The 26,962-nt window shown below is 58.3% G+C and carries 28 protein-coding genes; 12 read left to right on the top strand and 16 right to left on the bottom strand.

All coding sequences use genetic code 11. From position 1 onward, the window contains the following. Positions 1 to 19 precede the first annotated feature (19 nt). The 5 genes from truD to HSS18214_RS0116050 are packed head-to-tail and all read right to left on the bottom strand — an operon-like array spanning position 20 to position 3,845. Positions 20 to 1,060 carry a tRNA pseudouridine(13) synthase TruD gene (gene truD, locus HSS18214_RS0116070; protein ID WP_016916296.1) on the bottom strand — a complete coding sequence of 347 codons (1,041 nt, stop codon included), beginning with the start codon at positions 1,058 to 1,060 and terminating at the stop codon, positions 20 to 22. Next, positions 1,053 to 1,541: a 2-C-methyl-D-erythritol 2,4-cyclodiphosphate synthase gene (ispF, locus tag HSS18214_RS0116065; protein WP_016916295.1), complete on the bottom strand. Its 489-nt coding sequence runs from the start codon at positions 1,539 to 1,541 to the stop codon at positions 1,053 to 1,055. Before ispF ends, truD begins: the two co-directional genes overlap by 8 nt. Further along, positions 1,541 to 2,266, bottom strand: coding sequence for a 2-C-methyl-D-erythritol 4-phosphate cytidylyltransferase (gene ispD, locus HSS18214_RS0116060; RefSeq protein WP_016916294.1), 726 nt, complete (start codon positions 2,264 to 2,266; stop codon positions 1,541 to 1,543). Before ispD ends, ispF begins: the two co-directional genes overlap by 1 nt. Beyond that, positions 2,263 to 2,628, bottom strand: coding sequence for a cell division protein FtsB (ftsB, locus tag HSS18214_RS18360; RefSeq protein ID WP_016916293.1), 366 nt, complete (start codon positions 2,626 to 2,628; stop codon positions 2,263 to 2,265). Before ftsB ends, ispD begins: the two co-directional genes overlap by 4 nt. 44 nt (positions 2,629 to 2,672) lie before the next feature. Then, entirely contained in the window at positions 2,673 to 3,845 is a 1,173-nt protein-coding gene (locus tag HSS18214_RS0116050; RefSeq protein ID WP_016916292.1) for a GNAT family N-acetyltransferase, read from the bottom strand. Between the two features lie 144 nt (positions 3,846 to 3,989). Between HSS18214_RS0116050 and HSS18214_RS0116045 the strand changes: the two genes are divergently transcribed. Together HSS18214_RS0116045 and HSS18214_RS0116040 are read left to right on the top strand one after the other, a co-directional pair. Then, positions 3,990 to 5,345, top strand: a complete 1,356-nt coding sequence (locus HSS18214_RS0116045; RefSeq protein WP_016916291.1) for an aldehyde dehydrogenase family protein — start codon at positions 3,990 to 3,992, stop codon at positions 5,343 to 5,345. Between the two features lie 187 nt (positions 5,346 to 5,532). Continuing rightward, positions 5,533 to 6,396 carry a MurR/RpiR family transcriptional regulator gene (locus tag HSS18214_RS0116040; RefSeq protein WP_016916290.1) on the top strand — a complete coding sequence of 288 codons (864 nt, stop codon included), beginning with the start codon at positions 5,533 to 5,535 and terminating at the stop codon, positions 6,394 to 6,396. A gap of 8 nt (positions 6,397 to 6,404) precedes the next feature. On the opposite strand, the gene HSS18214_RS0116035 is transcribed toward HSS18214_RS0116040, so the two are convergent. Both HSS18214_RS0116035 and HSS18214_RS0116030 read right to left on the bottom strand, forming a co-directional pair. Beyond that, the gene (locus tag HSS18214_RS0116035) at positions 6,405 to 6,764 is read right to left on the bottom strand and encodes a RidA family protein (protein WP_016916289.1); all 360 of its coding nucleotides are present in this window, start codon (positions 6,762 to 6,764) and stop codon (positions 6,405 to 6,407) included. Positions 6,765 to 6,863: 99 nt separating this feature from the next. Next, entirely contained in the window at positions 6,864 to 7,340 is a 477-nt protein-coding gene (locus HSS18214_RS0116030; RefSeq protein WP_016916288.1) for an Lrp/AsnC family transcriptional regulator, read from the bottom strand. 218 nt (positions 7,341 to 7,558) lie between these two features. Here HSS18214_RS0116030 and HSS18214_RS0116025 point away from each other — a divergent pair, with 218 nt between their 5' ends. The 3 genes from HSS18214_RS0116025 to crcB all read left to right on the top strand — a co-directional run bounded on the left by HSS18214_RS0116025 (position 7,559) and on the right by crcB (position 10,140). Then, positions 7,559 to 9,253 carry a 2-isopropylmalate synthase gene (locus tag HSS18214_RS0116025; protein WP_016916287.1) on the top strand — a complete coding sequence of 565 codons (1,695 nt, stop codon included), beginning with the start codon at positions 7,559 to 7,561 and terminating at the stop codon, positions 9,251 to 9,253. A 117-nt stretch (positions 9,254 to 9,370) separates the two neighbouring features. Next, entirely contained in the window at positions 9,371 to 9,754 is a 384-nt protein-coding gene (locus HSS18214_RS0116020; protein WP_016916286.1) for a fluoride efflux transporter FluC, read from the top strand. Continuing rightward, positions 9,751 to 10,140, top strand: a complete 390-nt coding sequence (crcB, locus tag HSS18214_RS0116015; RefSeq protein ID WP_016916285.1) for a fluoride efflux transporter CrcB — start codon at positions 9,751 to 9,753, stop codon at positions 10,138 to 10,140. The genes HSS18214_RS0116020 and crcB overlap by 4 nt, the downstream gene beginning before the upstream one ends. An 82-nt stretch (positions 10,141 to 10,222) precedes the next feature. Here crcB and HSS18214_RS0116010 read toward each other — a convergent pair whose 3' ends face one another. Together HSS18214_RS0116010 and HSS18214_RS0116005 are read right to left on the bottom strand one after the other, a co-directional pair. Beyond that, the gene (locus tag HSS18214_RS0116010) at positions 10,223 to 11,080 is read right to left on the bottom strand and encodes a universal stress protein (protein WP_016916284.1); all 858 of its coding nucleotides are present in this window, start codon (positions 11,078 to 11,080) and stop codon (positions 10,223 to 10,225) included. Between the two features lie 19 nt (positions 11,081 to 11,099). Next, positions 11,100 to 12,590: a SulP family inorganic anion transporter gene (locus HSS18214_RS0116005; protein WP_016916283.1), complete on the bottom strand. Its 1,491-nt coding sequence runs from the start codon at positions 12,588 to 12,590 to the stop codon at positions 11,100 to 11,102. A gap of 474 nt (positions 12,591 to 13,064) precedes the next feature. Here HSS18214_RS0116005 and HSS18214_RS0116000 point away from each other — a divergent pair, with 474 nt between their 5' ends. Then, positions 13,065 to 14,078 (top strand): isocitrate dehydrogenase, encoded by a 1,014-nt coding sequence (locus tag HSS18214_RS0116000; protein ID WP_016916282.1) that lies wholly within the window; start codon positions 13,065 to 13,067, stop codon positions 14,076 to 14,078. A gap of 131 nt (positions 14,079 to 14,209) precedes the next feature. Further along, on the top strand, positions 14,210 to 15,478 hold the full coding sequence (locus HSS18214_RS0115995) for a methyl-accepting chemotaxis protein (protein ID WP_016916281.1): 1,269 nt from the start codon (positions 14,210 to 14,212) through the stop codon (positions 15,476 to 15,478). A 39-nt stretch (positions 15,479 to 15,517) separates the two neighbouring features. Here HSS18214_RS0115995 and HSS18214_RS0115990 read toward each other — a convergent pair whose 3' ends face one another. Continuing rightward, entirely contained in the window at positions 15,518 to 16,168 is a 651-nt protein-coding gene (locus tag HSS18214_RS0115990) for a peroxiredoxin (RefSeq protein WP_016916280.1), read from the bottom strand. 77 nt (positions 16,169 to 16,245) lie between these two features. Next, on the bottom strand, positions 16,246 to 17,343 hold the full coding sequence (locus tag HSS18214_RS0115985; protein WP_016916279.1) for a CobW family GTP-binding protein: 1,098 nt from the start codon (positions 17,341 to 17,343) through the stop codon (positions 16,246 to 16,248). 123 nt (positions 17,344 to 17,466) lie between these two features. Here HSS18214_RS0115985 and HSS18214_RS0115980 point away from each other — a divergent pair, with 123 nt between their 5' ends. Beyond that, positions 17,467 to 18,120, top strand: coding sequence for a DUF1826 domain-containing protein (locus tag HSS18214_RS0115980; protein ID WP_016916278.1), 654 nt, complete (start codon positions 17,467 to 17,469; stop codon positions 18,118 to 18,120). A 4-nt stretch (positions 18,121 to 18,124) separates the two neighbouring features. Here HSS18214_RS0115980 and HSS18214_RS0115975 read toward each other — a convergent pair whose 3' ends face one another. Next, on the bottom strand, positions 18,125 to 20,062 hold the full coding sequence (locus HSS18214_RS0115975) for a diguanylate cyclase (protein WP_016916277.1): 1,938 nt from the start codon (positions 20,060 to 20,062) through the stop codon (positions 18,125 to 18,127). 357 nt (positions 20,063 to 20,419) lie between these two features. Between HSS18214_RS0115975 and HSS18214_RS19740 the strand changes: the two genes are divergently transcribed. The 4 genes from HSS18214_RS19740 to HSS18214_RS0115960 all read left to right on the top strand — a co-directional run bounded on the left by HSS18214_RS19740 (position 20,420) and on the right by HSS18214_RS0115960 (position 23,583). Then, positions 20,420 to 20,806 (top strand): PAS sensor domain-containing protein, encoded by a 387-nt coding sequence (locus tag HSS18214_RS19740; protein WP_016916276.1) that lies wholly within the window; start codon positions 20,420 to 20,422, stop codon positions 20,804 to 20,806. Positions 20,807 to 20,815: 9 nt separating this feature from the next. Continuing rightward, positions 20,816 to 21,691: a methyl-accepting chemotaxis protein gene (locus HSS18214_RS18355; RefSeq protein WP_016916275.1), complete on the top strand. Its 876-nt coding sequence runs from the start codon at positions 20,816 to 20,818 to the stop codon at positions 21,689 to 21,691. Positions 21,692 to 22,000: 309 nt separating this feature from the next. Further along, positions 22,001 to 22,750 carry a HipA family kinase gene (locus HSS18214_RS0115965; RefSeq protein WP_016916274.1) on the top strand — a complete coding sequence of 250 codons (750 nt, stop codon included), beginning with the start codon at positions 22,001 to 22,003 and terminating at the stop codon, positions 22,748 to 22,750. Next, positions 22,747 to 23,583 carry a DUF3037 domain-containing protein gene (locus HSS18214_RS0115960; RefSeq protein WP_016916273.1) on the top strand — a complete coding sequence of 279 codons (837 nt, stop codon included), beginning with the start codon at positions 22,747 to 22,749 and terminating at the stop codon, positions 23,581 to 23,583. The genes HSS18214_RS0115965 and HSS18214_RS0115960 overlap by 4 nt, the downstream gene beginning before the upstream one ends. 77 nt (positions 23,584 to 23,660) lie before the next feature. Here HSS18214_RS0115960 and HSS18214_RS0115955 read toward each other — a convergent pair whose 3' ends face one another. The 4 genes from HSS18214_RS0115955 to HSS18214_RS0115935 all read right to left on the bottom strand — a co-directional run bounded on the left by HSS18214_RS0115955 (position 23,661) and on the right by HSS18214_RS0115935 (position 26,843). Continuing rightward, the gene (locus HSS18214_RS0115955) at positions 23,661 to 24,128 is read right to left on the bottom strand and encodes an S-ribosylhomocysteine lyase (protein WP_016916272.1); all 468 of its coding nucleotides are present in this window, start codon (positions 24,126 to 24,128) and stop codon (positions 23,661 to 23,663) included. 51 nt (positions 24,129 to 24,179) lie between these two features. Further along, entirely contained in the window at positions 24,180 to 24,530 is a 351-nt protein-coding gene (locus HSS18214_RS0115950; RefSeq protein ID WP_016916271.1) for a putative quinol monooxygenase, read from the bottom strand. A gap of 61 nt (positions 24,531 to 24,591) precedes the next feature. Beyond that, positions 24,592 to 25,269 carry a haloacid dehalogenase type II gene (locus HSS18214_RS0115945; RefSeq protein ID WP_016916270.1) on the bottom strand — a complete coding sequence of 226 codons (678 nt, stop codon included), beginning with the start codon at positions 25,267 to 25,269 and terminating at the stop codon, positions 24,592 to 24,594. Between the two features lie 140 nt (positions 25,270 to 25,409). Further along, entirely contained in the window at positions 25,410 to 26,843 is a 1,434-nt protein-coding gene (locus HSS18214_RS0115935) for an aspartate aminotransferase family protein (RefSeq protein ID WP_016916268.1), read from the bottom strand. Between the last annotated feature and the right edge of the window lie 119 nt (positions 26,844 to 26,962).

The raw sequence follows: 26,962 nt of genomic DNA, 5'->3' as shown, positions 1-26,962 counted from the left end.
TGGTCTCCTTACACGTACATCAGGCGGTATCGGGATGGTGGATCAACTCGCCGATCACCGCCGTGGCAAAACTACCTCGCGGCAGGGCAAATGAGAGTAGCACAGCGCCGTCTTCATGGGTGATGCTGGGCGCCACCAGGCAGGCCCTCAGTGCCCGTTGAGCACGCTTGACGCCACTTTTTTCAAGCCCTTCACACAGCGCTGGATGCCGCTGTCGAAGCAATGTCTCATACTCCGCCGCCGCCCCCTGCGCCAATTCACCAACACCCCACAACACCCCGGTGGGGTGAAGATCCATCGCGGCGGCCCGCTCGATCAGCGCCTTATCCACTGAATCGACGGCAAACACGCTCTGGGTTCCTTCCAGCATCAGCGTGTCACCTGCCAACGGGCAGCACCAACTGCCCTCCTGCAAGCGCACGCTGAGCAGTTCGTTGAACAGAAAGCTGCGGGCGGTCGAGAGCATCATGCCCTGGCGGTCATCGCGTTTGCGCCAGCCCTTGGCCAGCACCGCCTGGGCTCGCTGCAAGTTGCGGGCACCCGCGCCAAAGCGCTGATGGCCAAAATAGTTGGGGACGCCGTGACGGCACAGCGCTTCCCATCGCGCGGTAAAGTCTTCCCGCTGCACGGCGTCGCCACTGAGCCGCAGTTGAAAATGGTTGGTGCGGTGCACGCCGCGCTTCAGCTTGCGCGGGTGGCGCGCCTGCTCCAGCACCTGAATGCCCAGCTCGGCCAGAGCGGCTGCCAGCCCCTCAGGCGCTGGGCGCCCCGGCAGATGTACGCTGAGCCACTGTCGCGTGACGGCGACCCGGTCTTTCATTCCTGAGTAGCCGATGTCGCGCTGCCCCACGCTGCATAGTCGGCTGAGCTGTCTGACCACCTCCAGCGTGGTCAGGTTGCGCTTCTCCACCCGCAGCCAGAGATGCTCACCCTGCCCTTCGGGGATGAAGTCGAGCTGCTCGTCGACCCGAAAATCTTCCGGCGCGGTGCGGTAGTGGCCTGGGGCGGGCAGGCCGAAATCGGCCGTCAGGCTGCGCTGCCAATCAGGAAGTTCAAGCATCCGCTGACGCTCGCGGGGTCAGCAGCACCACGGCCTCGGCAGCGATACCTTCACCCCGCCCGGTAAAGCCCAACCGCTCGGTAGTGGTGGCTTTGACGTTCACCTGGCCCAGGGCGATTTCCAGATCCTGGGCAATGACGGTTCGCATGGCCTGGATATGAGGCGCCATTTTAGGGGCCTGTGCCATCAAAGTGGCATCGAGATTGCCCACCTCGTAGCCGGCATGGCGCACCAGCGACATGACGTGACGCAGCAGGCCACGGCTGTCGGCGCCTTTCCAGGCGGGGTCGGTATCCGGGAAATGATGGCCGATATCGCCCAGCGCGCAGGCACCCAGCAGCGCATCGCTGATGGCATGCAGCAGCACATCACCATCGGAGTGCGCCACGAACCCCTGCTCGAAGGGCAGCACGACGCCTCCAATCATGAGATGGTCGCCGGGACCAAAGCGATGCACGTCAAATCCATGGCCAATTCGCATTAGGCGCTCCTGTTGCCGTTATCCGCCATCGACGCGGCGGCTTGTTGAGTGTGTAAGATGGCACCCGCCAGCGCCAGATCGCCGGGGTGGGTCACTTTCAGGTTGTCGCGACGACCGCTGACCAGCCGCGGGGCTTCTCCCAATGCTTCGACGGCAGAGGCTTCGTCGGTGACCAGCGTACCGTGCTCTACAGCCTGCTCCAGGGCGCGCAGCAGCAGCGCGTAACGAAAGCCTTGCGGAGTCAGCGCATGCCACAGCCCGTCGCGGGGTTCGGTGCGCAGGCTGCACTGATCACCTCGGTCACGCTTCATGGTGTCGGCCACCGGCATGGCCAACAGCGCACCGGCCGAGTGGCGCTGGATGGCCGCATGCAGCGCCAGCAAATCCTGCTGGGTGATACAGGGGCGCGCCACGTCATGCACCATGACGATGTCATCCGCACGAGCGGGAATGGCACGCAGCGCGTTGAGCACACTATGCATGCGCTCCTGGCCGCCATCGACCCGCTGCCAGCGCTTGAACGGTACGCTATGCGGGTCGAACCAGCCGTCGTCGCGATCCAGGCAGAGTACCAGATGGGCCTCGGGAAAAGCCTGGGCTAGCCTGGCCAGGGTATGGGCCAGGATCGGCTGCCCATCAAGCGACAAATACTGCTTGGGCCGATCAGCCCCCATGCGCTTGCCCTGCCCTGCGGCGGGCACCACCAGCCAGAGCGTTTCACTCATGGCTCACCGCCTTCGCGCTCACGCGGTGGAATAACCCCAGGCTGGGCGATCAACCCCGCATGAATCCCCAGCAGCTCGTTTTCGATGGCGACACCAGGCACCCAGAAAAATTGCTCGTCGGAACGCACCATGCCCATATCGCTGCGTGCACGCTCTTCGATGGCGGCCAGCCCGGTTTTCAAATCCGTGACCTCGGCCGCCAGTCGGGCGTTACGCTCGCGCAGGGGCTGATTGGCCGCTTCCTGTTCAGCCACACGCTCTTCGACCCGCTGAAGGTCGCGCCAGCCGCCGTTGCCCAGCCACAACTGGTACTGCATCAGGCCAAGCACTGCCAGCAGTATCACCAAGAGCCATCTGTGCATGAGAGTGTTCCTGTATAAAAGCCAGAGCGGCGCGCATTATGCCATCAAGCCGCAGGGTCCTGCGACGCCAGAGGCGACTTATAGGGTAAAGACTGGCTGGCCGCCTGCCGATACGCCTGAACATGCTCGGCTTCCTGCTGGCAAAACTGCCCCACCCCGGCGGCCAGCCCGGGGTGAACGATGTAGTGCAGCGAACGCACCCGCTGCGGGGCAAAGCCGCGCACCAGTTTGTGCTCTCCCTGCGTGCCGGGGTCAAACAGCGTCAACCCGGCTTCCAGGCAGTACTCGATACCTTGATAGTAGCAAGCTTCGAAGTGCAGGCAGTCGGCGACCACTTCGCTTCCCCAGTAACGGCCATAGAGGGTCGTGGCATCCTGAAAACAGAGCGCCGCTGCCACCGGGCGGTCTTCCAACCGGGCCTGGATCAGCACCAGCGACTCGCTCATGGTATGACGCAGGCGCTCGAAAAAGGCGTGATTCAAATACGGTGGGCGACCACGCTCATGGTAGGTAATGGTGTAGCAGCGGTAGAAGTGTGCCATGTCTGCGTCACTGATCTCACTGCCCACCAAACGCGTCAGGGTAATCCCCTGCTCGGCCACCAATCGGCGCTCACGTTTGATCGTCTTGCGGCGCTTGGAGGCCAGCGAGGCCAGAAAGCCTTCGAAATCCCCAAACCCCTGGTCACGCCACTGAAACTGTACGCCTTCACGAGTGATAAGTTGCGGCCACTGGCGTTGCCAGGCACCCACCTCCTGCTCATGGGCAAACAGCAGATGCCAGCTGGAGAGCTCCCGGGCTTCACACAGCTGCTCGATGCCCTGGGCCAGACAGGCGTATACCTCAGCAGCAGGTGCCTCCACGGCGATCAGAGTGCGTGGCCCAGGCACGGGGGTAAACGGCACCGCACTCAGCGCCTTGGGGTAATACTGCCCTCCCGCCCGTTCCAGCGCGTCGGCCCAGCCCCAGTCGAACACGTACTCACCGTAGGAGTGGTATTTGCGATACAGCGGCAGCGCCCCGACGAGCTGCTGCCCTTGCCAGACGCACAGATGACTAGGCTGCCATCCCGTGGCAGCACTGACCGAGCCACTTTGCTCCAGCGCTTGGAGAAACGCATGACGCATGAACGGCTGACCCGGCGCAGCCAATGCATCCCACTGGCTTGCCGAAACGGCCTCGATGGCAGGTAGAATGGTCAACGACAGAGAAGGCATGACAACTCCCAGGGCACGGGCAGACGCCGTGGATGGCTTACTTTACCATTAACGATGTGAACAATTGTCAATGTCTGGCGCCGAGGGTTTTCCCCTCTATAACCTGCCAGTATGGTCAATGTCGAACGATTCCAAGGAGTGGCCATGAAGCGTGATCTCAAGACCCTACTGACTGCGCAGCGGGAAACCGCCGCCACTGCGCCCTACCCGACCCTCGCCATTCGGCGTGAGCGTCTGGCACGCTTGGCACTCATGACACGGCGCCATCAACGGGCGATCATCCAGGCGATTCAAGCGGATTTTGGTCAGCGCAGTGAAGTGGAAATTCGCCTGGCCGAGATCAGCTCGGTGCTGCACGCCATTCGCCACGCCCGCCTGCACTTGTGGCACTGGATGCGCCCGCAAGCCGCCACCATGCCTTGGCGGCTGTGGCCAGCCCGTGCACGCATCTCGCCCCAGCCGCTGGGCGTGGTGGGTGTCATGGCCACCTGGAACTACCCCTGGTGCCTGGCGCTGATGCCCATCGTGGACGCGCTGGCCGCGGGTAATACCGTGTTCCTCAAGCCCAGCGAGCAGGCGCCGCATACCAGCGCGCTGCTGGCCCAGCTGGTGCCGCAATACTTTACCGATGACGAGTTCGTGGTGATCGAGGGAGGCGAGGACGTTGCCGCCGCCTTCAGCGCACTGCCGTTCGACCATCTGGTCTTTACCGGCTCGAGCCGCGTGGGCCGTCTGGTCGCAGCCGCCGCTGCGACCAACTTGACCCCGGTGACGCTGGAGCTGGGCGGCAAGTCGCCTGCGCTGGTTGCCAGCGATGCGGAGATGGGGAGCGCCGCCGAAGCCATCGTGTTCGGCAAAGGATTCAACAACGGCCAAACCTGCCTGGCTCCCGATTATGTTCTTGTAGAAGCCAGCCGCCTGGAAGCGCTGATCAAGGCACTGGAGCAGGCCATACGCCAGCAGCGCCCCAATGCCAGGGAAGCCACCGGCCATGTCAGTGAACACTTCGCCACACGCAGTGAGCGCCTGATCGAGCAAGCGCGTGATCAAGGCTGCCGCGTGATCGATCACGGCTCGCATGCTCCCGCGCTGGTGATCGACCCCCATCAGGGGCTTCCTCTGATGCAAGAGGAGATCTTTGGCCGTGCCTTGCCGATCATCAGCGTACAGCATCAGGAGGACGCGCTGCGCTTCATCAACGCTCGCCCAGCGCCGCTGGTGCTGTATGCCTTTACCCATGACAAGACGCTGCAGCAGCGGCTGCTTGAGGGCACTCGCTCGGGCGCGCTGGTGTTCAACGAAACATTGCTGCACCACGCCGTGCCTTCGCTTCCCTTCGGGGGGGTAGGTGAAAGCGGCATGGGGGCTTATCATGGCCGCCACGGCTTCGAGCGTTTCAGCCATATGCGGGGAGTGTTTTATCAAGCCAAACGCGCCAACAGCCGCTGGCTGCGACCTCCTTATCGCCGCTGGCTGCTGAAATTGCTCAGGCTCGGCTAAAGATTACAGGCCAACGCCCGACATTTATCTAATATACTTTGATTGGATACGCTCACACACTCAGGGATAGGTTGCGAAGCGGCGCAAGGGTATTACTATGCTCGTCCACTACCTGCCGATGAGTTCTATCACTGGTACACCCAGTGGACGCCTCGTTTACCCTCAATGCCTGCCACGGAGTCAGTTAATGGCGCATGATCTGCTAGACCGCCTCAGAGAACGCTTGGAAGAGTTGAACCGCTCGGAGCGCAAGGTGGCAAACGTGATTCTCGAGGACCCGGCAGCCGCCACCAGCCTGAGCATTGCCAGCCTCGCCCAGGCGGCCAGCGTCAGCGAACCTACTGTGAACCGTTTTTGCCGCAACTTCGGCGCCAAGGGCTATCCCGATTTCAAGATCAAGCTGGCGCAGAGCCTGGCCGGCGGAACGCCTTACGTGACCCGTGCCGTCGAGCCCGGCGATACGGCCACTCAGTACACGCACAAGATTTTTGGAGCCACCATTGCCGCCCTGGACGAAGCCCAGCGCGAGGTGGACATGGCCGCCGTCGAGCGCATGGTGGATTACCTGACCCAGGCCAAGCAGATTCACTTTTTTGGCTTGGGTGCCTCCGGTGCCGTGGCCCAGGATGCGCAGCACAAGTTCTTCCGCTTCAACTTGCCGGTCATGGCGTATGTGGATGTGCTAATGCAACGCATGGTGGCTGCCGCCTGCCATACGGGTGATGTGGTGGTGATCATTTCCTACACGGGCCGCACGCGGGAATTGGTCGATATCGCCAGGGTGGCCCGCGAAGCAGGCGCCGTGGTGCTGGGGATTACCGCACCGGACTCTCCGCTCTCACGAGAGTGCACCGCGACCCTGGAAGTCGCCACCCCCGAAGATACCGACCACTACATGCCCATGACCTCTCGGGTGATTCAGCTCACCTTGATCGATGCGCTGGCCACGGGGGTCACCCTCAGGCGCGGCGAAGACTTTTTGCCGCACCTGAAGAAGATCAAGGACAGCCTGCGCGGTACGCGTTTTCCGGCCGAAAAGCCAGCCAAGTAACGCGGCGACTACGCATCCACCGCCGTGGTCACGGTAATCTCGACTTTCAACTCATCGGCAGGCATCGGTGCACACACGCAGGTGCGTGCCGGTGCATGGCCTTCCGGTACCCAGGCATCCCAAACCTCGTTCATGGCCGCAAAATCGCTGCCCTCCTTGAGGTAGATCGTCGCGTTGAGCAACTGCTCGCGGCTGGAGCCGATCTCCTTCAACAGCGCATCCACCCGCGCCAGCATGCTCTCGGTCTGCTCCTTGATATCGCCATGGCGCGCCTCTGGCCCCGCCACCTGGCCACACAGATACGCCACGCCGCCATGGATCACGGCACGGCTCATGCGGGCTTTTGTATCATGACGCTGAATACTCATGGTTCAATCTCCTGTATCGATTAAAAAAAGCAGTGTAAACCGCCAGCAAGCCACTGCCTATGCCATATCGAACTGACCGGTCATATCGAACTGCCCGTTTCAGGTAGGTACCGGGCGGTGCTCGAAGACGCGGCGCAACACAAAGCTGGTATGCGCCCCCGTGACCCCTTCGATCCGATTGATGACATGCAGCAGCAGATGCTGGTAGTCATCCATGTCCTTGACCAGAATCTTGAGCTGAAAGTCGGCGGCTTGACCCGTGATGATCAAGCACTCCACCACGTTGGGGATGTCACGCACGTGGCGCTCGAAGTTATCGAAGCGCTCGGGGGTGTGTTGGTCCATGGAAATATGCAGCAGCGCCATCAGTTGATAGCCCAGCGGCCGAGCGTCTACCACGGCCCGATACTGGGTAATCAGCCCATGGGTTTCCAGCGCTCGAACCCGGCGCAGGCAGGGGGATGGCGAAAGGCCTATGCGTTCGGCCAGCTCCTGGTTACTGATGCGCCCTTCCTGCTGGAGAATAGCCAGGATACGACGGTCATAACGATCCAGCGTCAGGGGATTCACCGACATGCTCGACAGCCTCTACTAATGAAATCCATAAAACCGCCATATTCTGCCACTTTTTTTGCCTACTGGCTTATTTTCGCAATAACCTTTCGCGGCATTCTGGTTACACTAGCATGGCTGCCAAAAGCAGCTGCTCCCAGGGCCTCTTACCCGGAGGCCTGGCACGCGGCTCACGCCACAAGCGGCCGCCTCAAACAACCTCATGCTTTCAGGAACTCACCATGTCTGCCTTCGATCATCGCAAGTATCGCCCTGCCCCGCGGGTACCCGCGTTCAATCGCCAGTGGCCCGACCGGGAACTGACCCACGCTCCCATCTGGGTGAGCGAGGACCTGCGCGATGGCAACCAGGCGCTACTGGAGCCAATGACCGTCGAGCAGAAGCAGCGCTTTTGGCACCAGATCATCAAGGTCGGTATCAAGGAAGTGATGGTCGGCTTTCCCTCCGCCAGCCAGCCGGATTACGATTTCGTGCGCTGGTTGATCGAAGAGAACCAGATTCCCGATGACGTCACCATTGCGGTGCTGGTGCAGTGCCGAGAGCATTTGATCGAGAAAACCTTTGCCTCGCTGGTGGGCGTCAAGCGCGCCATCATCCACCTGTACAACTCCACGTCGACCATTCAGCGCGAACGGGTCTTCGAGATGGACCGCGACGGCATTACCGACATCGCCGTTCAGGGCGCCACCTGGGTCAAGACCCATGCCGCGCAGTACCCCGACGTCGATTGGCGTTTCCAGTACTCCCCTGAAAGCTTCTCCAGCACGGAGATCGATTTTTCACTGGCCATTTGCGAAGCGGTCATGGATGTGTGGCAGCCCACGCCGGACAATCCGTGCATCCTCAATCTGCCCACTACCGTGGAAGTGGCCGGCCCGCACCACCACGCCGACCAGATCGAGTACTTTTGCCAGCATATCAGCCGTCGGGATAGCGTGATCATTTCGGTACATACCCATAACGACCGGGGCGGCGCAGTGGCTTCTGCCGAGCTGGCCCTGCTGGCGGGTGCCGATCGCGTCGAGGGCACGCTGCTGGGCAACGGCGAGCGTACCGGCAACATGGATATCGTGACGCTGGCCATGAACCTGTACAGCCAGGGCATCGACCCGGCGCTGGACCTCTCCAACCCCGACGAGATCATCCAGGTCGTGCATGAGTGCACCGGCATTGCCATTCACCCCCGCCACCCCTGGGTGGGCGAGATGGTCTACACCGCGTTTTCCGGCAGCCACCAGGATGCCATTCGTAAATCGCTCAAGCATCAGAAGCCGGATGAGCCATGGCAAGTGGCCTACCTGCCCATCGACCCCCATGACATCGGCCGCGACTACCAGGCGGTGATCCGGGTCAACAGCCAGTCAGGCAAAGGCGGCATGGCCTTTTTGCTGGAGCGGGACTACGGCATTCACCTGCCCCGCTGGATGATGCTGGCACTGGCCCCTTATGTGCAGAAAGAGAGCGAGCGGCGCAACAGCGAACTCTCCAGCGCCATGGTCCGCCAGGTGATGTTCGATCAGTTTGCCCTGGATGCACCACTCTCTCTGGCGGATTACCGGCTTTCCAAAGGCCACCAGGAAGGCATCGACATCACCCTGTGGCACGGCACTGAAACGCTGCGCCTTTCCGGCACGGGTAACGGGGCCATGTCATCGTTCACCGACGCCTGGAAGCAGCATACCGGCAGCCACGTGGCCATTCTGGACTACAGTGAGCACTCACTGGGGGGCAACAGCGAGGCCAATGCCATTGCCTTCGTGCAGCTAAACATCGACGGCCAACGAGTGTGCGCCGTGGCAGAAGATAGCGACACCGTGAGTGCCTCGCTCAAGGCCGTGCTGTCAGGCATCAACATGGCCAACATGGCGGCATCCAGCGAGGCCCCCGTCGAGCACTCCTCCATGGCCACCGCTTGACCTTCAACGGTTGCGACATGACGGTTGAGGCATAAGAGCAAGCAAGGCCCTTTCTCAGGGCCTTGCCGAACATGCTACACTTTTTGACCTTGATTCTGCTCTCCACACGAGGCCACCATGGACACTGGCATGGCCAGTCTTTTTCTGATTGCGCTGGGAGGCGCGCTTGGCGGCATGGGCCGCTTTGCCGTGTCCAATGCCGCCGCGAAACGGCTAGGCAAAGCCTTCCCCTGGGGCACGCTCATCGTCAATGCCAGCGGCGCGCTCTTGGCGGGCTGGCTGCTGGCACATTATGGCCTGCAGCATCACGACCCCATCTGGGCCTTCGCCATCATCGGCCTGCTGGGCGGCTATACCACCGTCTCCTCCTTCAGCCTGCAAACCCTGGAGCTGTACCAGTCCGGCCAAGCCGCTCGGGCGGCACTTAACGTTGCCAGTACGTTAGGTCTGGGGCTTTTGATGGCTACCCTGGGCTGGTGGCTGGGCGGGGGGTTGTCATGAACGCCTATCTGGCCGTTGGGCTCGGCAGCGCCGTAGGCAGCCTGCTGCGTTACGGGGTGTCACTGGCCTCCCTGTCAGCGCTTGGCAGCTACTTCCCTTGGGGCACGCTACTGGTCAATATCGTGGGCTCGCTGCTGATCGGCTGGCTGGCAGCCACCGCCTCGCGCTTTCCTCACCGAGCGCTGGCACGCCACCAACCTCTGCTGGTGGCAGGCTTTTGTGGCGGCTTCACCACCTTTTCACTGTTCAGCCTGGAAACGCTCTACCTCGCCCAACAGCCCCAGTGGTGGTTGGCACCGCTCTACGTGCTGGTCAGCGTCCCGCTATGGCTGCTGGCCGCCTGGGCCGGAGAGCGCTGGGCGCTTGCCTCGTCGCCCACACCGTGACGTCTGTGTGCCAAGCGCACAGGCACACGCCAGTCTCGAATAAAGACTGGCATGCATGACACTCCTGACGGCAGATGGTAGGTCAGCGCAGAATCAGTACCGGAATTCGGCTATTGCGCAGCATGGTCGTGGTTGTGCTGCCGACCAACAAATGACGAATCCGCGAGTGCCCGTAAGCGCCCATGACCAGCAGGTCGATGGCGTTTTCTTGCTCATACGCCTGTAAAACGTCATCCACTTCCCCGGCACGAATTTCTCCCTGCGCATGATGTCCCGCATCGCGTAAGGTGCCAAGCGCCCATGCCAGCTCGCTGCGATGTTCCGCCGTGTCTGACCCGACAATCAGCACATGGCAGGTTGCCCCGGCAAACAGCGGGGAGCGGGCCAACATTTCGACCCCCTTCCTGGCCGTTTTGCTGCCGTCGAAGGCTATCAGCACCTGCTCTGGACGCTTGAAGGCTCTGGGCACCATCAAAATCGGACGGTGCATTTCACGCACCATACGCTCCAGGTGGGCGCCCAGATGCCCGCTTGCCTGATGGTCGGTTTCACCACGCTTGCCCACTACCAGCAAGCGCATCTCTTTCTCCAACGCCACCAGCGTTTCCACCAGCGTGCCATTCAGTTGGCGGAGAGTGGGCGCACTCACACCACCTTCTACCGCTCTGGCACTGGCAGCTTCGAGCATCAGCTTGCCTTGCTCTCGGTTTACCCTGGCACGCTGCTCATCCAGCGCCGAAAGCTCTTCCATCAACTTTTCGCGGGCACCAAAACGCAGGCTGCCGGACAAATCCTGCGCTTCGGGCACGCCTGCGTGGTTATCCACGATGTGCACAAGCGTCAAAGGTGCTTCCAGGGCCAGGCTGGCCCAGGCGGCGTAGTCACAAACGCCTTCGGCAAATTGGGAGCCGTCAATGGCGGCGATTACCTGTTCAGTCATGCTGTTCTCCTTACCGTGCTCAGTGGCCGCCCATCAGCTTTTCAACCGCTTCCGGGTCGTTGTGCTCCGCGTAGCGATCTACCACGGTGGCGCTAGCTTCGTTCAGGCCTACCAGCTCGACCTCGGTGCCTTCACGGCGGAATTTGATCACCACGCGATCGAGGGCCTGCACAGCGGTCACATCCCAGAAGTGCGCTTTCGATAGATCAATGGTGACCTTGTCGACGCTCTCTTTGAAATCGAACGCAGCCATGAAGCGCTCGGACGACGCAAAGAACACCTGCCCGACCACCTGATATTCGCGCTTCTCTCCAGGCACGAGCTCTTTGGAGCCCACGTACATGATGTTGCCGACTTTATTGGCGAAGAACATGGCCGCCAGCAGTACACCCACAAAGACACCCATCGCCAGGTTATGAGTACTCACCGTAACGGCGACGGTTACCAGCATGACGATATTGGTGCTCATCGGGTGTTTCTTCAGATCGCGAATGGACTCCCAGCTAAAGGTACCAATCGACACCATGATCATCACCGCCACCAGCGCGGCCATGGGGATTTGCGACACCCACTCCGACAGGAACACCACCATCAGCAGCAGCACGACACCCGCAATCAGCGTGGATAGGCGCGTGCGACCACCGGATTTGATGTTGATCACCGATTGGCCAATCATGGCACAGCCCGCCATACCGCCCATTAAACCAGAACCAATATTGGCAATGCCCTGACCTTTACACTCGCGATTTTTATCGCTGGAGGTATCGGTGAGGTCATCCACGATCGTGGCCGTCATCATCGATTCCAACAGGCCCACGACCGCCAGCATGACCGCGTAAGGGAAAATGATCATCAGCGTTTCAAGATTCAGCGGCACGTTCGGCCACAGGAAAACGGGCAGCGTATCCGGCAGTTCGCCCATATCGCCGACGCTGCGAATTTCCATACCGCTGACCATGTACACCACGGTCAATACCACGATGCACACCAGCGGTGACGGAATCGACTTACCCACCACCGGTAAATAGGGGAACAGATAGATGATGCCTAGCCCGGCGGCTGTCATGGCATAGACATGCCAGGTCACGTTGGTAAGCTCCGGCAGCTGGGCCATGAAAATCAGAATCGCCAGCGCGTTCACAAACCCGGTGACCACCGAGCGCGAAACGAAGCGCATCAGCTCCGCCAGCTTCAGGTAGCCCGCAATTATCTGCAATACGCCCGTCAATAGCGTGGCCGCCAGCAGATACTCCAGGCCATGCTCTCTCACCAGCGTGACCATTAGCAGCGCCATCGCTCCGGTGGCGGCAGAAATCATGCCTGGGCGGCCACCGGTAAAAGCGATGATGACGGCAATACAGAACGAGGCATACAGCCCCACCTTGGGGTCGACGCCCGCAATGATCGAAAATGCGATGGCTTCAGGAATTAGCGCCAGCGCGACGACAATACCTGAGAGCGTGTCGCCCTTGATATTGGAGAACCACTCATGTTTGCTGAAAAGTGCCATTCAGGGAATCCATGGTTTGAGGGTGATATATATTGCGCCCCAGGACCGCACAGAGGCAGTGAGTGAGCACAGCGTTATCAAAGTTTTTAGAGGATGGCTACCAAACGAAGACGCCAATGCGCCGATAGCCAAATAACGGCAACGGAATGCCATGGCACCGAGATGACACGAAGAGCGTCATGGCGCCGAAAAGGAAGGAAAACCTAGGGTGGAGTCATCAGCCCTGGTATCGGCAGAGCGATGGCTGCCATGGTGTCGTTCATTACACAGAAACCTTGCTGCTTTATCGTGTCCGGCGACGGAGAGGCCGCCATGAGCGCAGCATTTTATCAGTAAACAGGGGGCTTCGCACCCATCTCCCTGGACGTTTAGACGATGACCCGCCCCCGAAGTATCGCTTACCATGACACTCAAATAGCGGGCCCATCGCCTGCTCTCCATCACTTTTCAACCACTTCACAAGAGGATCCGCCCATGAGCCAGACAGTAGCAGTGATCAAAGGCGACGGCATCGGCCCCGAAATCATGGACGCCACCCTGAAGGTGCTGGAGGCCCTGGAGTGCGGGCTGACGTATGAGTTTATCGATGCGGGACTGGTCGCGCTCGAAAAGCACGGCACGCTGGTGCCTCAAGCATCGCTGGATGCCATCGAGAAACACGGTATCGCCCTGAAAGGGCCGCTGACGACCCCCATTGGCAAGGGCTTCTCCTCCATCAACGTTCAGCTGCGCCGCCATTTTGACCTTTATGCCAACGTTCGCCCGGCCATCAGTTTTCCCGGCACGCGCTCACGCTACGATGGCATCGACATGATCACCGTGCGGGAAAATACCGAAGGTGCCTACCTCTCCGATGGCCAGGAAATGGTGGACAACGGCAATACCGGGCTTTCCGTGATCAAGGTGACCCGCCAGGGCTCCGAACGTATCGTGCGTTACGCTTTCGAGCTGGCCAAGCAGAACGGGCGTAAAAAGGTGACGGCTGTCCACAAGGCCAACATCATCAAGACCAGCTCCGGCCTGTTTCTGGACGTGGCCCGGGAAGTCGCCAGCGAGTATCCGGAGATCGAATTTCAGGAAATGATCGTGGATAACGCCTGCATGCAGCTGGTCATAAACCCACATCAGTTCGATGTAGTGGTGACCACCAATTTGTTTGGCGACATTCTCTCGGATCTGTGCGCCGGTCTGGTGGGCGGTCTTGGCCTTGCTCCGGGCGCCAACATCGGTGAAAAAGCCGCTATCTTCGAAGCCGTACACGGCTCTGCTCCCGACATTGCAGGCAAAAACATGGCCAACCCCTGTGCGCTGCTACTGGCAGCAGCACAAATGCTGGACCACCTGGGCATGCAGCAGAAGGGAGACGCCATACGCAACGGCATCCGAGCAGTGCTCGAAACCCGCCGAGACATGGTCACCCCCGACATGGGCGGCACTGGCACGACGTCGACCTTTGCTCAAGCCCTGGTGGAGCAGGTCAATAATTAATAATTATTAAAATAGATACCTTACATTACCAACGTGACATTTTGTGCCATAAAGATACAAAACAGTGTTTTTTATAATCAACTGGTCTATTCTAGGAGCGTTTATAACAACGCTCCCGGAATTTTACGGCCATGCTTACCTCCCTGAAATCTGACCAGTTGCACAGTGCACTGTCACAACACACTGCTTGCATCTACTTTACTCCTGAGGGCGTGATTCAAGATGCCAGCCATTTGTTTCTGAGTACGGTGGGCTATTCACTGGCACAGACAAAGGGGCAGCACCACCGGATGTTCTGCTTTCCCGAAGATGCCAACCGCCAGGAGTACCAGGCTTTCTGGCAAGCGCTGGCCGCAGGAGTGAGCCAACAGGGGCGCTTTCGCCGGGTGAATGCCCAAGGGGAAGAGGTTTGGCTGGAAGCGACTTACCTGCCGATCAAGAACCGCCGTGGCAAGGTGGTGCAGGTGTTCAAGGTGGCCATCGACGTGACCGAGAAACACCAGAACGCGGCACGGGAGCGGGCCATTCTGGCAGCGCTCGACAGCTCCATGGCGGTCATCGAGTTCACCCCTGATGGCTACATTCTGGAAGCCAACCACAATTTCGAGCAGGCCATGGACTACTCTCTGAGCCGCATTCGCGGTGAACACCATCGCCTGTTTTGTGAGCCCCAGTTTTATCAACAGCATCCCCACTTCTGGCAAGAGCTGGCCCGCGGCGAGTTCAAGCAGGGCAAGTTCGTCCGGCTCAATGCCCAAGGGCAGGTAGTCTGGCTGGAAGCGACCTACAACCCTATTTTCGATGCTGAAGGGCGCGTGGTCAAAGTGGTCAAGTTCGCCACCGACGTCACGGCCGAAATGACCGCCGCCGAGGCCGCCAGGGCGACCGTCGGCAGCGCCAGAACGTCATCCAGCCAAACCGAGCGCATCGCTCAAGAGGGGCTATCGCACCTGCAGAAGGTGCTTGCCGACTCGCAACAGGCCGCCTCGACGCTGGTCGAAGCACAGCAACTGATCAACGCCCTCAATCAGCAGGCTGCCCAGATCAATAGCATCACCAGCTCCATCGCTCGGATTGCCAGCCAGACCAACTTGTTGTCGCTGAATGCCGCGGTAGAAGCTGCACGCGCAGGCGAGCAGGGTCGTGGCTTTGCCGTAGTGGCCAACGAGGTTCGCCAGTTGGCCAAGGGCTCCAGCGATGCCGTGAGTGAGATTACCCGAGTGCTCAAGGAGAACAACGCCCTGGTGAGCAAGACGACACAAGCCATGCAGCAGGTGGTGGAACAGGGCCAGAATAGCCAGAACAGCGTAAAGGAGATTGAGGCGATCGTTAACGAGATATTGCAGGGAGCGCAAAGCGTATCTCACTCGATCGAGCGACTCGCGCTCGAAGCGAGCTGAGCTACCCCGCCAGCTCAGGCTGGCGGGGCGTGCTACGGTTTAGCGCAGTTTGGTTTTACGCAGGTACGGCAGTACCGCGTCGAATTCACCAAATTTCTGCTGAGCATCTTCATTGGAAACGCTGGGAGGAATGATGACATCCTGCCCTACACTCCAATCCGCAGGCGTGGCCACGCCGTGCTTGGCGGTGGTTTGCAGCGCATCCAGCGCGCGCAGGATCTCGGCAAAATTGCGCCCGACGGTCATCGGGTAGGTCATGGAGAGTTTCAGCTGCTTGTCCGGGCCAATGACGAAAACCGAGCGCACCGTCGCGCTATCGGCAGGCGTGCGGCCATCGGGCAAGTAGGCGTCTTCCGGCAGCATGTCGAACAGCTTGGAGACCTTGAGCCCTTCATCGGCGATGATAGGGAAGCTCACGGCACTGCCGCTGACGGTCTCGATATCGCCCGCCCAGCGCTTGTGATCTTCGACACCGTCCACGGACACCCCGATCACCTTGGTGCCACGCTTTTCCCACTCGGCGCTCAGGGTAGCCACCGCGCCAAATTCGGTGGTGCAAACGGGAGTGAAATCCTTGGGGTGGGAAAACAGAATCGCCCAGCTGTCGCCTATCCATTCATGAAAGCGAATCGGCCCCTGGCTGGTTTCCGCTTCGAAGTCAGGTACAACGGCATTGATGCGTAGTGACATGGTGGCTCCTCAAGTAAGGGTATCCGGTTTTCATACCTTATATGACTTTAGCGCCCTTCACTATAGAACTTTTTGAGCTAAGACAATACAGCCACACTGTCCGCTTTCGCGTTGAAAAACGTATATAGCTGACGCACCGTGTCCGGGGAAACGTTATGGGTAATGAACACGAACCGGGAGACCTGATCGCTGACGCTGTGGGCAGGTAACGACGCCGGTGGGTGGAAGATATGCTGCACGCCATGCAGCGCCAGCGGTGTGTCTCGATCTTGCAGATGCACGATGGCTTTCATGCGCAGCATTCTGTCGCCCATCATGGCCATCAGCAGATCCAGCCAGCTCTCCAATGCTTCCGGGCTGATGCGCTCCTCTACGCTGAAGCAGAAGGCCTTGATTTGATCGTCGTGATGCGCCGACGCAGCGGGCGGCGCCAGGGGAGCGAGGCTCTGCTGCTTACCAGAATCCTCCGGCTGCCCACTGGCCAGCAAGGTGGTGTGATAGCTCGCCGACTTGAGCCAGCTTTCCACGCGATATCGACCTGTACCCGCTTGATAAAGCCCGGCGCCTACCAGCAGTTCAGGGTTCAGGTTGCCGGATAGCACCTGCCACTGCTCAGCCGCCGGATTCAGCGTGGCCAATTGATTGGCCAGTGCCGTAAGACGATGTTCATCGACCAGATCGGTTTTGGTGATCAATAGCCGATCGGCCACGGCCACCTGGCGTTGAGACTCTCGATGGGTACGCAGCGTGGCATCACCGTTGGCGGCATCGATACAGCAGATCACGCTATCGAGCTGAAAGCGGTGCGCCAGCCAATGGTCCGTCATCATGAGCTGCAATAACGGGGCAGGATCCGCAAGGCCAGTGGTTTCGATCACGACTCGCTCAGGGGCAGGCTTGCCTTTCGCAGCCTGAGCGTCGAGGGCCTGTTGCAGGGTACGGCTCAAGTCGCCCCGCAGCGTACAGCACAGGCAGCCGCTGCTCATCTCGACGACCGCCTGCTCATCGCTATGGGTCAGCAACTGGTGGTCGAGCCCTATTTCTCCAAACTCATTGATCACCACCAGCGTATTGCGCATGGAGGCCTGACGAACCCAGCGATTGAGCAGCGTGGTCTTGCCACTGCCCAAAAATCCCGTCAGGACGTTGACGGGGATCAGCGTCGTATCATGCATGGCAACCTCGTGCGTGTCTTGGCGGGCACCGAAGGGAAGCCCCTTACCCTCTGTGGCCACTCATTAAAAACATGTTATAACATATCAAAATGAGCACAAACAGATTCTACCGAGGAGCCCATCATGACGCCGTTGCTCTCAACGCCGACCCAGCCTCTGCCCTCTCATGCCGCCCAAGGGCATGACATCAGCGTCCTGCCACAGATTTTTGAAGCACCTATCAATATTGCCATTTTTCAGCGCAAGCTACCCGCCGAGCTGGCAGTAAGCGCCAATGCACAGTCTCAGACCACCCGCGATTGGCACTATGCCTGGCTGGGAGCGCCGGAAGAAGCCTTCATGGCTGACCTAAAACGCAAGCTGCCCTCCCCTGAGGCAGGCGATGCGCTGGTGGAGGATGTGGCGACCATTGCCCAGGCCATTGCCTACCTGTTCGATACCGACAGCGTCGGTATTCGCCTGCGCCTGCTCACAGCGGCCATGTGCCCCCGCTTTCACTGCGATAACCTGGGGGTACGACTGGTGTGCACCTACTCAGGACCAGGCAGCGAGTGGCTGCCTAATGACGCGGTCAACCGACAAGGTCTGGGCGCCCCGCACCCCGACCGCCCCGAGATCGTGCTGGATGAGAACGCCATACAGCGTCTGGAACCCGGCGATATTGCCTTGATCAAGGGCAGCGCCTGGGAAGGTTCAGAACAGCATGGCCTGGTGCATCGAAGCCCCGCCCTGCAAGAGGGTCAAAAGCGGTTACTGCTGACCATCGACCCTGCCTGACCCCTCAAGGGTTGATGACCGAAGAGGGCATGTGCCATTTCACTCGATTGCGGCCCTCGCGTTTTGCGCGATACAGGGCAAGATCGGCGCTGCGCAGGTCGCTTTCCCACTGTGCAGGTGCGCTGCCAGGCTTCACTTGGCAAGCCCCGATGCTAACGGTGATGTTTACCGGGCCTTCGCTGGTCACGATGGGAGTCAAGGCCACCGCTTTGCGCAAATGCTCCAGCGAACAGCCCTCTTTGGTATCGTACATCCCTACTCCAAACTCCTCTCCTCCCAAGCGTGCGACCAGATCATCGGAGCGCACGCTACTGCTCAGGCGGAAAGCGACTTCTTGAAGCACCTCATCGCCCACCTGGTGCCCATATTGATCGTTGATCGTCTTGAAATAGTCGATATCGATGACGGCAATGCAGAAGCTTCTGGCCACGCTGGCATCATGGGCATAGAACCCCTGGATACGTTCGATAAAAGCACGCCGGTTAGGCAGTTTGGTCAACACGTCCGTTTCAGCCAGATAGCGCAACTTACGCTCGGCATCGAGTCGTGACTGCTCGACCTCCAAGGCGTAGAACAGAGCCCCTAACGTATCCAGAAGCGGCTGCAGGAAAAGCGCGTCTTCTTCACAGTAATCCTCTTCCTTGTTGGCCAGCCCGATCATGCCGACGGTCTCGTCACCGATCTTGATAGGAAGGCCCAGAAAGCGCTTGAGGGGAGGATGGCCAGCCGGCGTTCCACGTGACGCGTGGTGGCGTCTGGGTTGATTGGCCATGACCACGTTACCTGACGTCACCACGTGGCCAAACAGGTTATCGAGATTATTGAAAAACAGCTCGCCGCGCTGATACGTGCGGTACTGTTCTTTCGTTTCCTCGCTCCAGCTAATATCAGAAAGTGCATGAATAAACAGGGTCTTGCCCAACTCTTCCTGCACCACAACTTGGCCGATTAGACCGAACTGACTTTCCGCCAGAGCCAATAAATCATCGAAAATCAGCTCGCAGGAGTGACGAATACTCTTCTCCTGGAGAAAGACACTCTGCGCACGATTCATGAAATTCAGCAGTTGTACCTGCTTGTATTCGCGCAGCTCGATACGCTTCTTTTCGCTGATATCACGAATCACGCAGGTCACGCGTAGTGGGCGACCTGCACTATCGTTGGCCACGGTGCGCCCATAGGTGTTGACCCATAGCCAGTGACCCTCCGCATGGCGAAGCCGGTACTCCACCACATTCAGAACGTCACTTTCATCTGCCAAATGAGCACGTATCGCATCGTTAAGCCGCACGTAATCGTCACGGTGCACCCTGCCTTTCCAGAAAGACGAGCGACTCTCCACCTCATCGCGCTTGAGCCCCAGTAACTCACACCAACGTTGGTTGAAGGCATTATGGTCATTGGGAATTTCCCAATCCCAGACGCCGACATCAGCGGCCTCGATCATCAATGAAAAGTCGGCGCTGCTTAACCTGACACGCTGCTTGTCGATGAGCCGGATGTAATCACTGATAAATACGCTAAGCGATTCTAAAAATTTGAGGTCTTTGGCGGTCAGCGTATTGGGCCGATCATCGATCAAGCACACAGCACCGACTTCTCGCCCGCCAGCCACCAATGGCACGCCTGCATAAAAGCGAATATATGGGCTGGAGAGCACGAGGGGGTTATCACAAAAGTCCGGGTGCTGGCTGGCATCCTCGATGACCAGCGGAGCGCGCCGTTCGACGACATGGCGACAGAAGGAATCCTCAAGAGAAGTGAAATCCATGTCCAGCCCCGCCTTGGCGATCAACCACTGCTTCTGGCCAAGCACCGAGATCAATGCAACAGGGAACTCGAAGAAGTCTGCCAACGAAGCGATCAGATGATCCAGGGCATCCGACTCGTTCTCCTGGGTGAGCTTGTATTTGCTGATGTGCTGCCAACGTTGATTTAGCATGCCCGCCTCATGTCACTGGCCCGCAGTACGTTTCACTTACCGCTTCCAGAGTAGACAAGCGACCCTTTGGCTTGGCGTCTTCCACCGGATTTTGCAAAGACCTCAAGAAAAGCGTCACCATCTTTATTTATCAGCAACTTATAGAAAGAAAATTCACTTTTTTTAACATTTACAATTGAACAAATATGAGACAAGCCTTGCTATATTGTCAAACATAACCTCATACCAATGAGTGAATGACAGGACAGCATGCGGCTAATATAAATTAGCTCAAAAGCAGTTGCTGTGCCATGGTTAGCTTAGGAGCCTCCCCTTGCCCTCTCTTAAGCAAGCTAACAGTCTATAGAGAAGGAAAATATGGATACCCATTTTTTCAATGCACCGCTCTATCATGCGTTACTCGGCCATACCGCCTGCATCCTGTTCACGCCAGAGGGGATGATCAAGCATGCAAGCCCTGCGTTTCTCAAGGTCATGGATTGCCAGTTGAGCGCGATCAAAGGCCAGCACCATCGCATCTTTTGTGACCCTACAGACGCTCAACAGCCAGCGTACCAGCAGTTCTGGCGTTCGCTGGCATCAGGGGAGAGTTTCACCGGGCGATTCCGGCGTTTCAAAGACAGCGGTGAAGAAGTGTGGCTGGAAGCCATGTACGTGCCGATCACCAACTATCGCGGCACGGTAAAGAGCGTGCTCAAGATTGCCAACGATGTCACCGCAAGACATCAAAAGGCTCAGCGCTAGGAAGCCGTATTGAAAGCCTTGAATGCCTCGATGGCCGTCATCGAGTTTACTCCTCAGGGAGAAATACTGGAGGCCAATGAAAACTTCGAAGCGGCTATTGGCTACCGTGCCAATCAATATGTGGGGCAACACCACCGCATGTTTTGCCACGACAACTTTTATCGTGAGCATCCAGACTTCTGGGCACGTTTGGCACAAGGGCATTTCACCAAGGGCCGGTTCGAGCGCAAAACGGCGCAGGGCAAAAGCATTTGGTTGGAAGCCACGTACAACCCCGTCAGGGATAGCGATGGCAATGTCGTAGAAGTCGTCAAGTTTGCCAGCGACATCACCCCCTTGGTCGAGAAGGTCAATGCCACGTCGGGCACCATCAGTTCCGCTCAAAGCAGCACTTCGCAAATAGAGCGCACCGCGAAGGACAGCCTGGACCACCTGGATGAGATGGTCAAAGGCTCTGAGCAGGCAGCCCAGACGTTGGCACAGGCACAAGAGTTGATCGATGCTCTGCACAAGCAATCGCAGAGCATCAACAAGATCACGGAATCGATTGCCAACATTGCCAGCCAAACCAACCTGCTCTCTTTGAACGCTGCCGTAGAGGCCGCCAGAGCTGGGGAGCAAGGTCGCGGGTTTGCCGTCGTAGCCAATGAAGTGCGTCAGCTAGCCAAAGGAGCCTCAGAAGCCGTCGAGCAGATTACCCGTGTCTTGAAAGAGAACAGCCATTTGGTAGAGCGCACGACGCAAGCCATGCAACAGGTGATTCAACAAGGCAAAGCCAGCCAATCCAGCGTCAGCGAAATCGATGCCATCGTGAACAAGATTCTGCAAGACGCCCGCCATGTCGCCCACTCCATCGAGCAACTGGCCGCTGACACACATATTTGAGCAGAACGTTTTCATGCACAGGGACGTGCCCCCCTCACGTCATACTTCTTTTATCAGCCTTCAAGCATGCTACTATCTAACCCCACTTAACGTGGTTAAACCCCTGCCTGAAAGGATGCTTGCTGATGTTTGACACGGAAACCTCTCGTGCCCAAATCAAGCTGCAAAGCACTGGAGCTGAGGTAAGCATTCCAACAGCCCCCAAGATTAAAACCGCTTGGCCCAGAGTCCTTGCCACCCGAGTCGCGTGCCACGCGATACACTCGGCTAGGCACAGCAAGAAAACGAACACTGGCGGCTGGTGAGGTGATGATGGAAAAGCCCCGCATCGTAGAAGCCAAGGAAATTCTGCGCCAATCAACTCAAGGCCGCACGCAGCCATTTATTGTGCGTGATGTCATGGACGAACAGTACGTGGTCAAAGGCATCAATGGCGTTGGCCAGCCGTCATTGGTCGCTGAGCTTATTTGCGCTGAATTGGCACGGCGGTGTGAATTACCCATCGCTGAGTACGCTTTGATGCGATTTCCGGCAGGCATGCTAGATTTTTCCATGGAACCTCGCGCCGACGACCTGAAGGGTGGGCTGGCATTTGCCTCCAAGGTCGCTTCGCATAGTCAGGATCTGCTTTTTTCACAAATCTCAGAAGTCGATGAAGTGACACAGCAGCGGCTTTTGCTATTCGATATGTGGGTTAACAATGAGGATCGTCGCCTGAGCGCTCAAGGTGGCAACGTCAACCTGCTATGGAGCTCAATGAGCGGTTTGGTGGTGATTGATCATAATCTAGCTTTCGATCCTATCGACGCTAACGGCGATTTTGAAAATCATGTATTTAGCCATCAGCGTGCCTGTTTTGCGGACCTGGAGGTGCGGGCACGCCACGAGGCGGTGCTTGACGCGGCCCTGAACGATTGGGATATGATCATTGATTCGATTCCTCTCGAGTGGATCTATTACGACATAGACGATGCCACCTCAGAGATATATCCCTCACTGGCAGAGCGCTTCAATCTATTAGCACGGTTACGCGACCCTTCCTTTTGGAGCCTGATATGAGCGCCATTATTTGTAATTATGCAGTGCTGCGCTTTCAGCCCTACCTGGACACGGGCGAGTTCGCGAACATGGGAGTCATCATGCTCTGCAATAACGGTGTGTTCCTGCAACGCGTTGAAACCGTTGCTCGAAAACGCATCACACAATTTTTCGATAAACTGCCAGCGAAAGTGTTTACTCAGGCACGCCAACATTTCGTCACAGAGCTCAAGAGGACGGTTGATCTAGCCAATCAACACCAAGCCCAACCTGAGGTGCAGCTGCGCATTTTCAAAGATTTGATAGAGCCTCGTGAAGCCATGTTTCGCTTTAGCAGGCCTGGCACGCTAGCCGCAAAGGATCCACAAGCAGCGCTAGATGAACTATTCAACCGCTATGTTCATCATGATTTTAAGCACGTAGCATCACCAGAAGAGCAGCTCACCAAAGATGTCACGCAATGGCTAAAATCGTTGAACCGTCGTTACACAGAGCAAACGCTAGGAAACGATATCGTGCGTGTAAAGTTGCCGTTTGTCTGGCAGGAAGGCGCGCACATACGGCAGGCCATTAAACCCATCAGCTTTGATTTGGATGACGCCAGCAAAATTATTGAGAAGGGCGATAAGTGGCTAGCGCATTTACGCCGCCTTAAAGCTTCTGGCCATAACCCTGACGATATGGTGTTTATTAGTCAGGCTCCGAAGGTACAAAAAGGTCCTAAATTGCACGCATATCGAGAGATCTGCCAAGAAATAGAGGGCGAGTACTCAGCTCGGGTACTGCCAGAGCAACTGGGGCAGCACATCATTCTCAAGGCCGTTTCAACCCCATTTTCATCAACCCATCGCTAGTTGCCCTCAGCTTCTCAAACTCACACTAGAACGCCCCCGGATGGGGCGTTCTGCATGCTGAGTCGACTCAAGGCTGCTTAAGCAAACACCTCGGTCCATTCACTGCGCTTGGCCAGCAGGTTACGCGCCAGTTCCTGAGCACCTTCCAGGCTGTGGCTGGCGGCCCAGCCGCACTGCATCTCATTGCAGGCAGGCACTTCGGTAGCGGTCAAGACGTCGTTGAGCGTCTGCTCGATGATCGACAGCACGTCATCGTAATCGTCGTGGTTGATCAACGCGATGTAGAAGCCGGTCTGGCAGCCCATCGGGCTGATATCGACGACTTTATCGGTATGGTTGCGCGACAGCTCTGCCATCAGGTGCTCCAGGGAGTGCAGCGCGGGCATCTCCATGTGCTCCTTGTTGGGCTGGCAGATACGCAGGTCGTATTTGTGGATACGGTCGCCGTGCTGGCCTTCCTTGATATCGGCCAGACGCACATAGGGTGCCTTCACCTTGGTGTGGTCCAGGTTAAAGCTTTCGACGTTCATCTTTTTTTCGGTCATGTTGGCTCCGTAGTCGCTCTCGTTCGCGGGGCTATTCTACACGTTGTGCACTCATGACACCTTGGGGGCGTCGAAATTCCACGGCTCATCGGTGTAGACACATACGTTGGCGTCTTCGATGTCACCATCCGGCGACTCGACGTGCTGGGCGAAGAATTCCTGGATCTCTTTACGCTGGCAATGCGCTTCGAACTCTTCACGGCTGGCCCAAATCTCGTGGAACACGATGGGGTAGCTGGTGCCCTGGGCAAACGGGTTATCGATCTGGCGAGTCACCGTGTACAGCAGGCAAGCATCTTCACGGTGCGCGTTGGGCTCGAGACTTTGCAGTGCCTTGAAGACCGCTTCTTCTTTGCCTGGCTTGGGTTTGAAGCTGGCAGTGCAATAGATTTTTTTCGACATGCTGTCTTCCAGATAGGGGGAATCACGACTCATTATGCGACCAGGAGGTGCAGATACCAACCTATGGCACCATACGATCAGCCAACATTTCCAGATCAGACACCGTCATATCCGGCTCGCCACCCCAAGGGTCGAAGGGCGCATCCGGTTGGCGACGCACCCAAACGCTGCGCAGGCCCGCTTGCGTGGCACCAATCACGTCAAAGGCGTTGCTTGAAATCAGCCAGGTATTTTCTGGGCGCGCTTCAAGCTGACTGCGTAAATAAGCGTACACGGCGGGGTCGGGTTTGAAGCGTTTGATATCGTCCACACTCACCACCGCATCCATATGGCGCTGCACGCCTGCACGGCTCAAGAGCTGGTTCACCGCGTCTGATGTGCCGTTAGAAAACGCCACGCAGCGAATCCCTGCATCGCGCAGCTGGTCCAGCGCAGGCACTACATCGGGGAATGCGGGCAGTTCTGTATACACGGCCATCAAGTGGTCGTGATCGTTATCGGATAGCCCGGCTTGCAGCGCACGGTTCGTAAATACCAGCGCTTCGCGAGTACAGTCAGAAAACGGCACGTAGGCCCCCATTAACCCGCGGCGAAAGCTGTATTCCAGCTGTTTTTCGCGCCAACGCTTGGCGAACTCAAGCGCTTGTGAGGTATCTTTCAAGCGTCGTTCCAGCTCAACGGTGACGCCCTGAGTGTCAATCAACGTGCCGTATACATCAAAGGCGAGTACCGGTTGCATGGTGAGCGTCTCCTCAACGATCAACGTTCTATTGTCTATTTACACTGTCCAGCTATTCACACTGTTCAGCATAGACGCCATGATCAAAAACAAAAATGCCGCTGCATCGGCAGCGGCATTTAAAGGGCTAACGCAGGCGATTAAACGGTAAAGGCGGCTTCCTGCTGGCCGGTTTTCAGATCGCCTGAGCGCACCAGCTCATCAGTGACTCGGTCGATGGCACGCTTGGCACGGCCAATCATCTCGTCCACTTCTCCACGGTTGATGGTCAGCGGCGGCGCAAAGCCGAGGATGTCGCCCTGAGGCATGGCGCGGGCAATCAGGTTCTCCTCCATGGCCGCCGCCGCGACGCGCGGGCCGACTTTCAGCATGGGGTCGAAGTGCAGCCGCTGTTTGGCATCCGGCGAAAACTCCAGCGCCGCCATCAAGCCAACGCCGCGCACGTCGCCCAGCAGCGGGTGACCTTCGAAGGTCGCTTTTAGCTGCTGCTGGAAGTAAGCGCCGGTTTCTGCCGCGTTGCCTACCAGGTTTTCACGCTCGATGATATCCAGGTTGGCAAGGCCTGCGGCACAGCCCAGGGCGTGGCCGGAGTAGGTCCAGCCGTGGCCGATGGGGCCGAATTCGCCGGTGCCTTGCTCCAGCACTTTCCACACCTTGTCGCCAACGATCACACCTGAAAGAGGCTGATAGGCGCTGGTCAGGCCTTTGGCGATGGTGATCAGGTCAGGTTTCATGTTGTAGTGGTGGCTGCCGAAGTCGGAGCCGGTACGGCCAAAACCGCACACCACTTCGTCGGCAATCAGCAGCACGTCGTACTTGTCCAGTATCGGCTGAATCGCTTCCCAATAGCCTTCCGGCGGGGGCACGATACCGCCAGTACCGAGCACCGGCTCGCCGATGAAGGCAGCCACGGTGTCCGGCCCTTCCTCCAGAATCATGGCTTCCAACTTGTCCGCGCAGTAGGCAGAAAATTCGAGCTCGGTCATGCCGTGCTGCTCGGCGGCGCGCAGGTAGTAGTGCGGCGCTTCGGTATGGCGAATGGTATCGATGGGCAGGTCGAAGTGGTCGTGGAACGCCTTCAGGCCAGTCAGCGAGCCAGACGCGATGCCTGAGCCGTGGTAACCGCGCATGCGCGAGATGACCTTTTTCTTCTGCGGGCGGCCCAGCACGTTGTTGTAGTAACGCACGATCTTGAGCTGGGTTTCGTTGGCATCAGAGCCCGACATGCCGTAGTAGACCTTGGACATGTTGAGGCCTGCGATTTTCAGCACGCGCTCGGAAAGCTCGATTTGCGGCTCGTTGGAGTGGCCCACGTAGGTGTGATAGTAGGAGAGTTCCAGCGCCTGCTTGTAGATCGCTTCCGCCACTTCGGTGCGGCCATAGCCGATGTTGACGCAGTAAAGGCCCGCAAAACCATCGATGAACTCGCGGCCATCCTTGTCCACGATGTGGATGCCTTTACCGCCGGTAATCACACGGCCCGGCGCATCACCATGGGCGAAATCACGCAGATGGGTAGAGGCGTGGAAGGTGACTTTGCGGTCGCGTTCAATCAGATCCTGATGCAAGCTCATAATACTCTCTCTGTACGATAAACCTCCCCACTGTTGGGGAGGGTATTTTATCTTTGGTGACTGACTTAATGATGGGCACCTCGCGGTGCCTTCGCCCGGCAGAGCCGGCCTCCCACAGG

The organism is Vreelandella stevensii S18214 (assembly GCF_000275725.1).
Taxonomy (GTDB): Bacteria; Pseudomonadota; Gammaproteobacteria; order Pseudomonadales; family Halomonadaceae; genus Vreelandella; species Vreelandella stevensii.
This window is presented reverse-complemented; position numbering and strand designations above follow the sequence as displayed.

Coding starts and splice junctions, on each gene's coding strand:
- HSS18214_RS0116000 (WP_016916282.1), top strand. CDS start 13,065: ATGAGCCAGACAGTAGCAGTGATCAAAGGCGACGGCATCGGCCCCGAA.
- HSS18214_RS0116020 (WP_016916286.1), top strand. CDS start 9,371: ATGGACACTGGCATGGCCAGTCTTTTTCTGATTGCGCTGGGAGGCGCG.
- HSS18214_RS0115950 (WP_016916271.1), bottom strand. CDS start 24,530: ATGTCGAAAAAAATCTATTGCACTGCCAGCTTCAAACCCAAGCCAGGC.
- HSS18214_RS0115990 (WP_016916280.1), bottom strand. CDS start 16,168: ATGTCACTACGCATCAATGCCGTTGTACCTGACTTCGAAGCGGAAACC.
- ispF (WP_016916295.1), bottom strand. CDS start 1,541: ATGCGAATTGGCCATGGATTTGACGTGCATCGCTTTGGTCCCGGCGAC.
- HSS18214_RS0115985 (WP_016916279.1), bottom strand. CDS start 17,343: ATGCATGATACGACGCTGATCCCCGTCAACGTCCTGACGGGATTTTTG.
- HSS18214_RS0115945 (WP_016916270.1), bottom strand. CDS start 25,269: ATGCAACCGGTACTCGCCTTTGATGTATACGGCACGTTGATTGACACT.
- HSS18214_RS0115975 (WP_016916277.1), bottom strand. CDS start 20,062: ATGCTAAATCAACGTTGGCAGCACATCAGCAAATACAAGCTCACCCAG.
- ispD (WP_016916294.1), bottom strand. CDS start 2,266: ATGAGTGAAACGCTCTGGCTGGTGGTGCCCGCCGCAGGGCAGGGCAAG.
- HSS18214_RS0116045 (WP_016916291.1), top strand. CDS start 3,990: ATGAAGCGTGATCTCAAGACCCTACTGACTGCGCAGCGGGAAACCGCC.
- HSS18214_RS0115955 (WP_016916272.1), bottom strand. CDS start 24,128: ATGACCGAAAAAAAGATGAACGTCGAAAGCTTTAACCTGGACCACACC.
- ftsB (WP_016916293.1), bottom strand. CDS start 2,628: ATGCACAGATGGCTCTTGGTGATACTGCTGGCAGTGCTTGGCCTGATG.
- HSS18214_RS0116040 (WP_016916290.1), top strand. CDS start 5,533: ATGGCGCATGATCTGCTAGACCGCCTCAGAGAACGCTTGGAAGAGTTG.
- HSS18214_RS0115960 (WP_016916273.1), top strand. CDS start 22,747: ATGAGCGCCATTATTTGTAATTATGCAGTGCTGCGCTTTCAGCCCTAC.
- crcB (WP_016916285.1), top strand. CDS start 9,751: ATGAACGCCTATCTGGCCGTTGGGCTCGGCAGCGCCGTAGGCAGCCTG.
- HSS18214_RS0116025 (WP_016916287.1), top strand. CDS start 7,559: ATGTCTGCCTTCGATCATCGCAAGTATCGCCCTGCCCCGCGGGTACCC.
- HSS18214_RS0116050 (WP_016916292.1), bottom strand. CDS start 3,845: ATGCCTTCTCTGTCGTTGACCATTCTACCTGCCATCGAGGCCGTTTCG.
- HSS18214_RS0116035 (WP_016916289.1), bottom strand. CDS start 6,764: ATGAGTATTCAGCGTCATGATACAAAAGCCCGCATGAGCCGTGCCGTG.
- HSS18214_RS19740 (WP_016916276.1), top strand. CDS start 20,420: ATGGATACCCATTTTTTCAATGCACCGCTCTATCATGCGTTACTCGGC.
- HSS18214_RS0115965 (WP_016916274.1), top strand. CDS start 22,001: ATGATGGAAAAGCCCCGCATCGTAGAAGCCAAGGAAATTCTGCGCCAA.
- HSS18214_RS0116010 (WP_016916284.1), bottom strand. CDS start 11,080: ATGACTGAACAGGTAATCGCCGCCATTGACGGCTCCCAATTTGCCGAA.
- HSS18214_RS0116030 (WP_016916288.1), bottom strand. CDS start 7,340: ATGTCGGTGAATCCCCTGACGCTGGATCGTTATGACCGTCGTATCCTG.
- HSS18214_RS0115935 (WP_016916268.1), bottom strand. CDS start 26,843: ATGAGCTTGCATCAGGATCTGATTGAACGCGACCGCAAAGTCACCTTC.
- HSS18214_RS0115995 (WP_016916281.1), top strand. CDS start 14,210: ATGCTTACCTCCCTGAAATCTGACCAGTTGCACAGTGCACTGTCACAA.
- truD (WP_016916296.1), bottom strand. CDS start 1,060: ATGCTTGAACTTCCTGATTGGCAGCGCAGCCTGACGGCCGATTTCGGC.
- HSS18214_RS0115980 (WP_016916278.1), top strand. CDS start 17,467: ATGACGCCGTTGCTCTCAACGCCGACCCAGCCTCTGCCCTCTCATGCC.
- HSS18214_RS0116005 (WP_016916283.1), bottom strand. CDS start 12,590: ATGGCACTTTTCAGCAAACATGAGTGGTTCTCCAATATCAAGGGCGAC.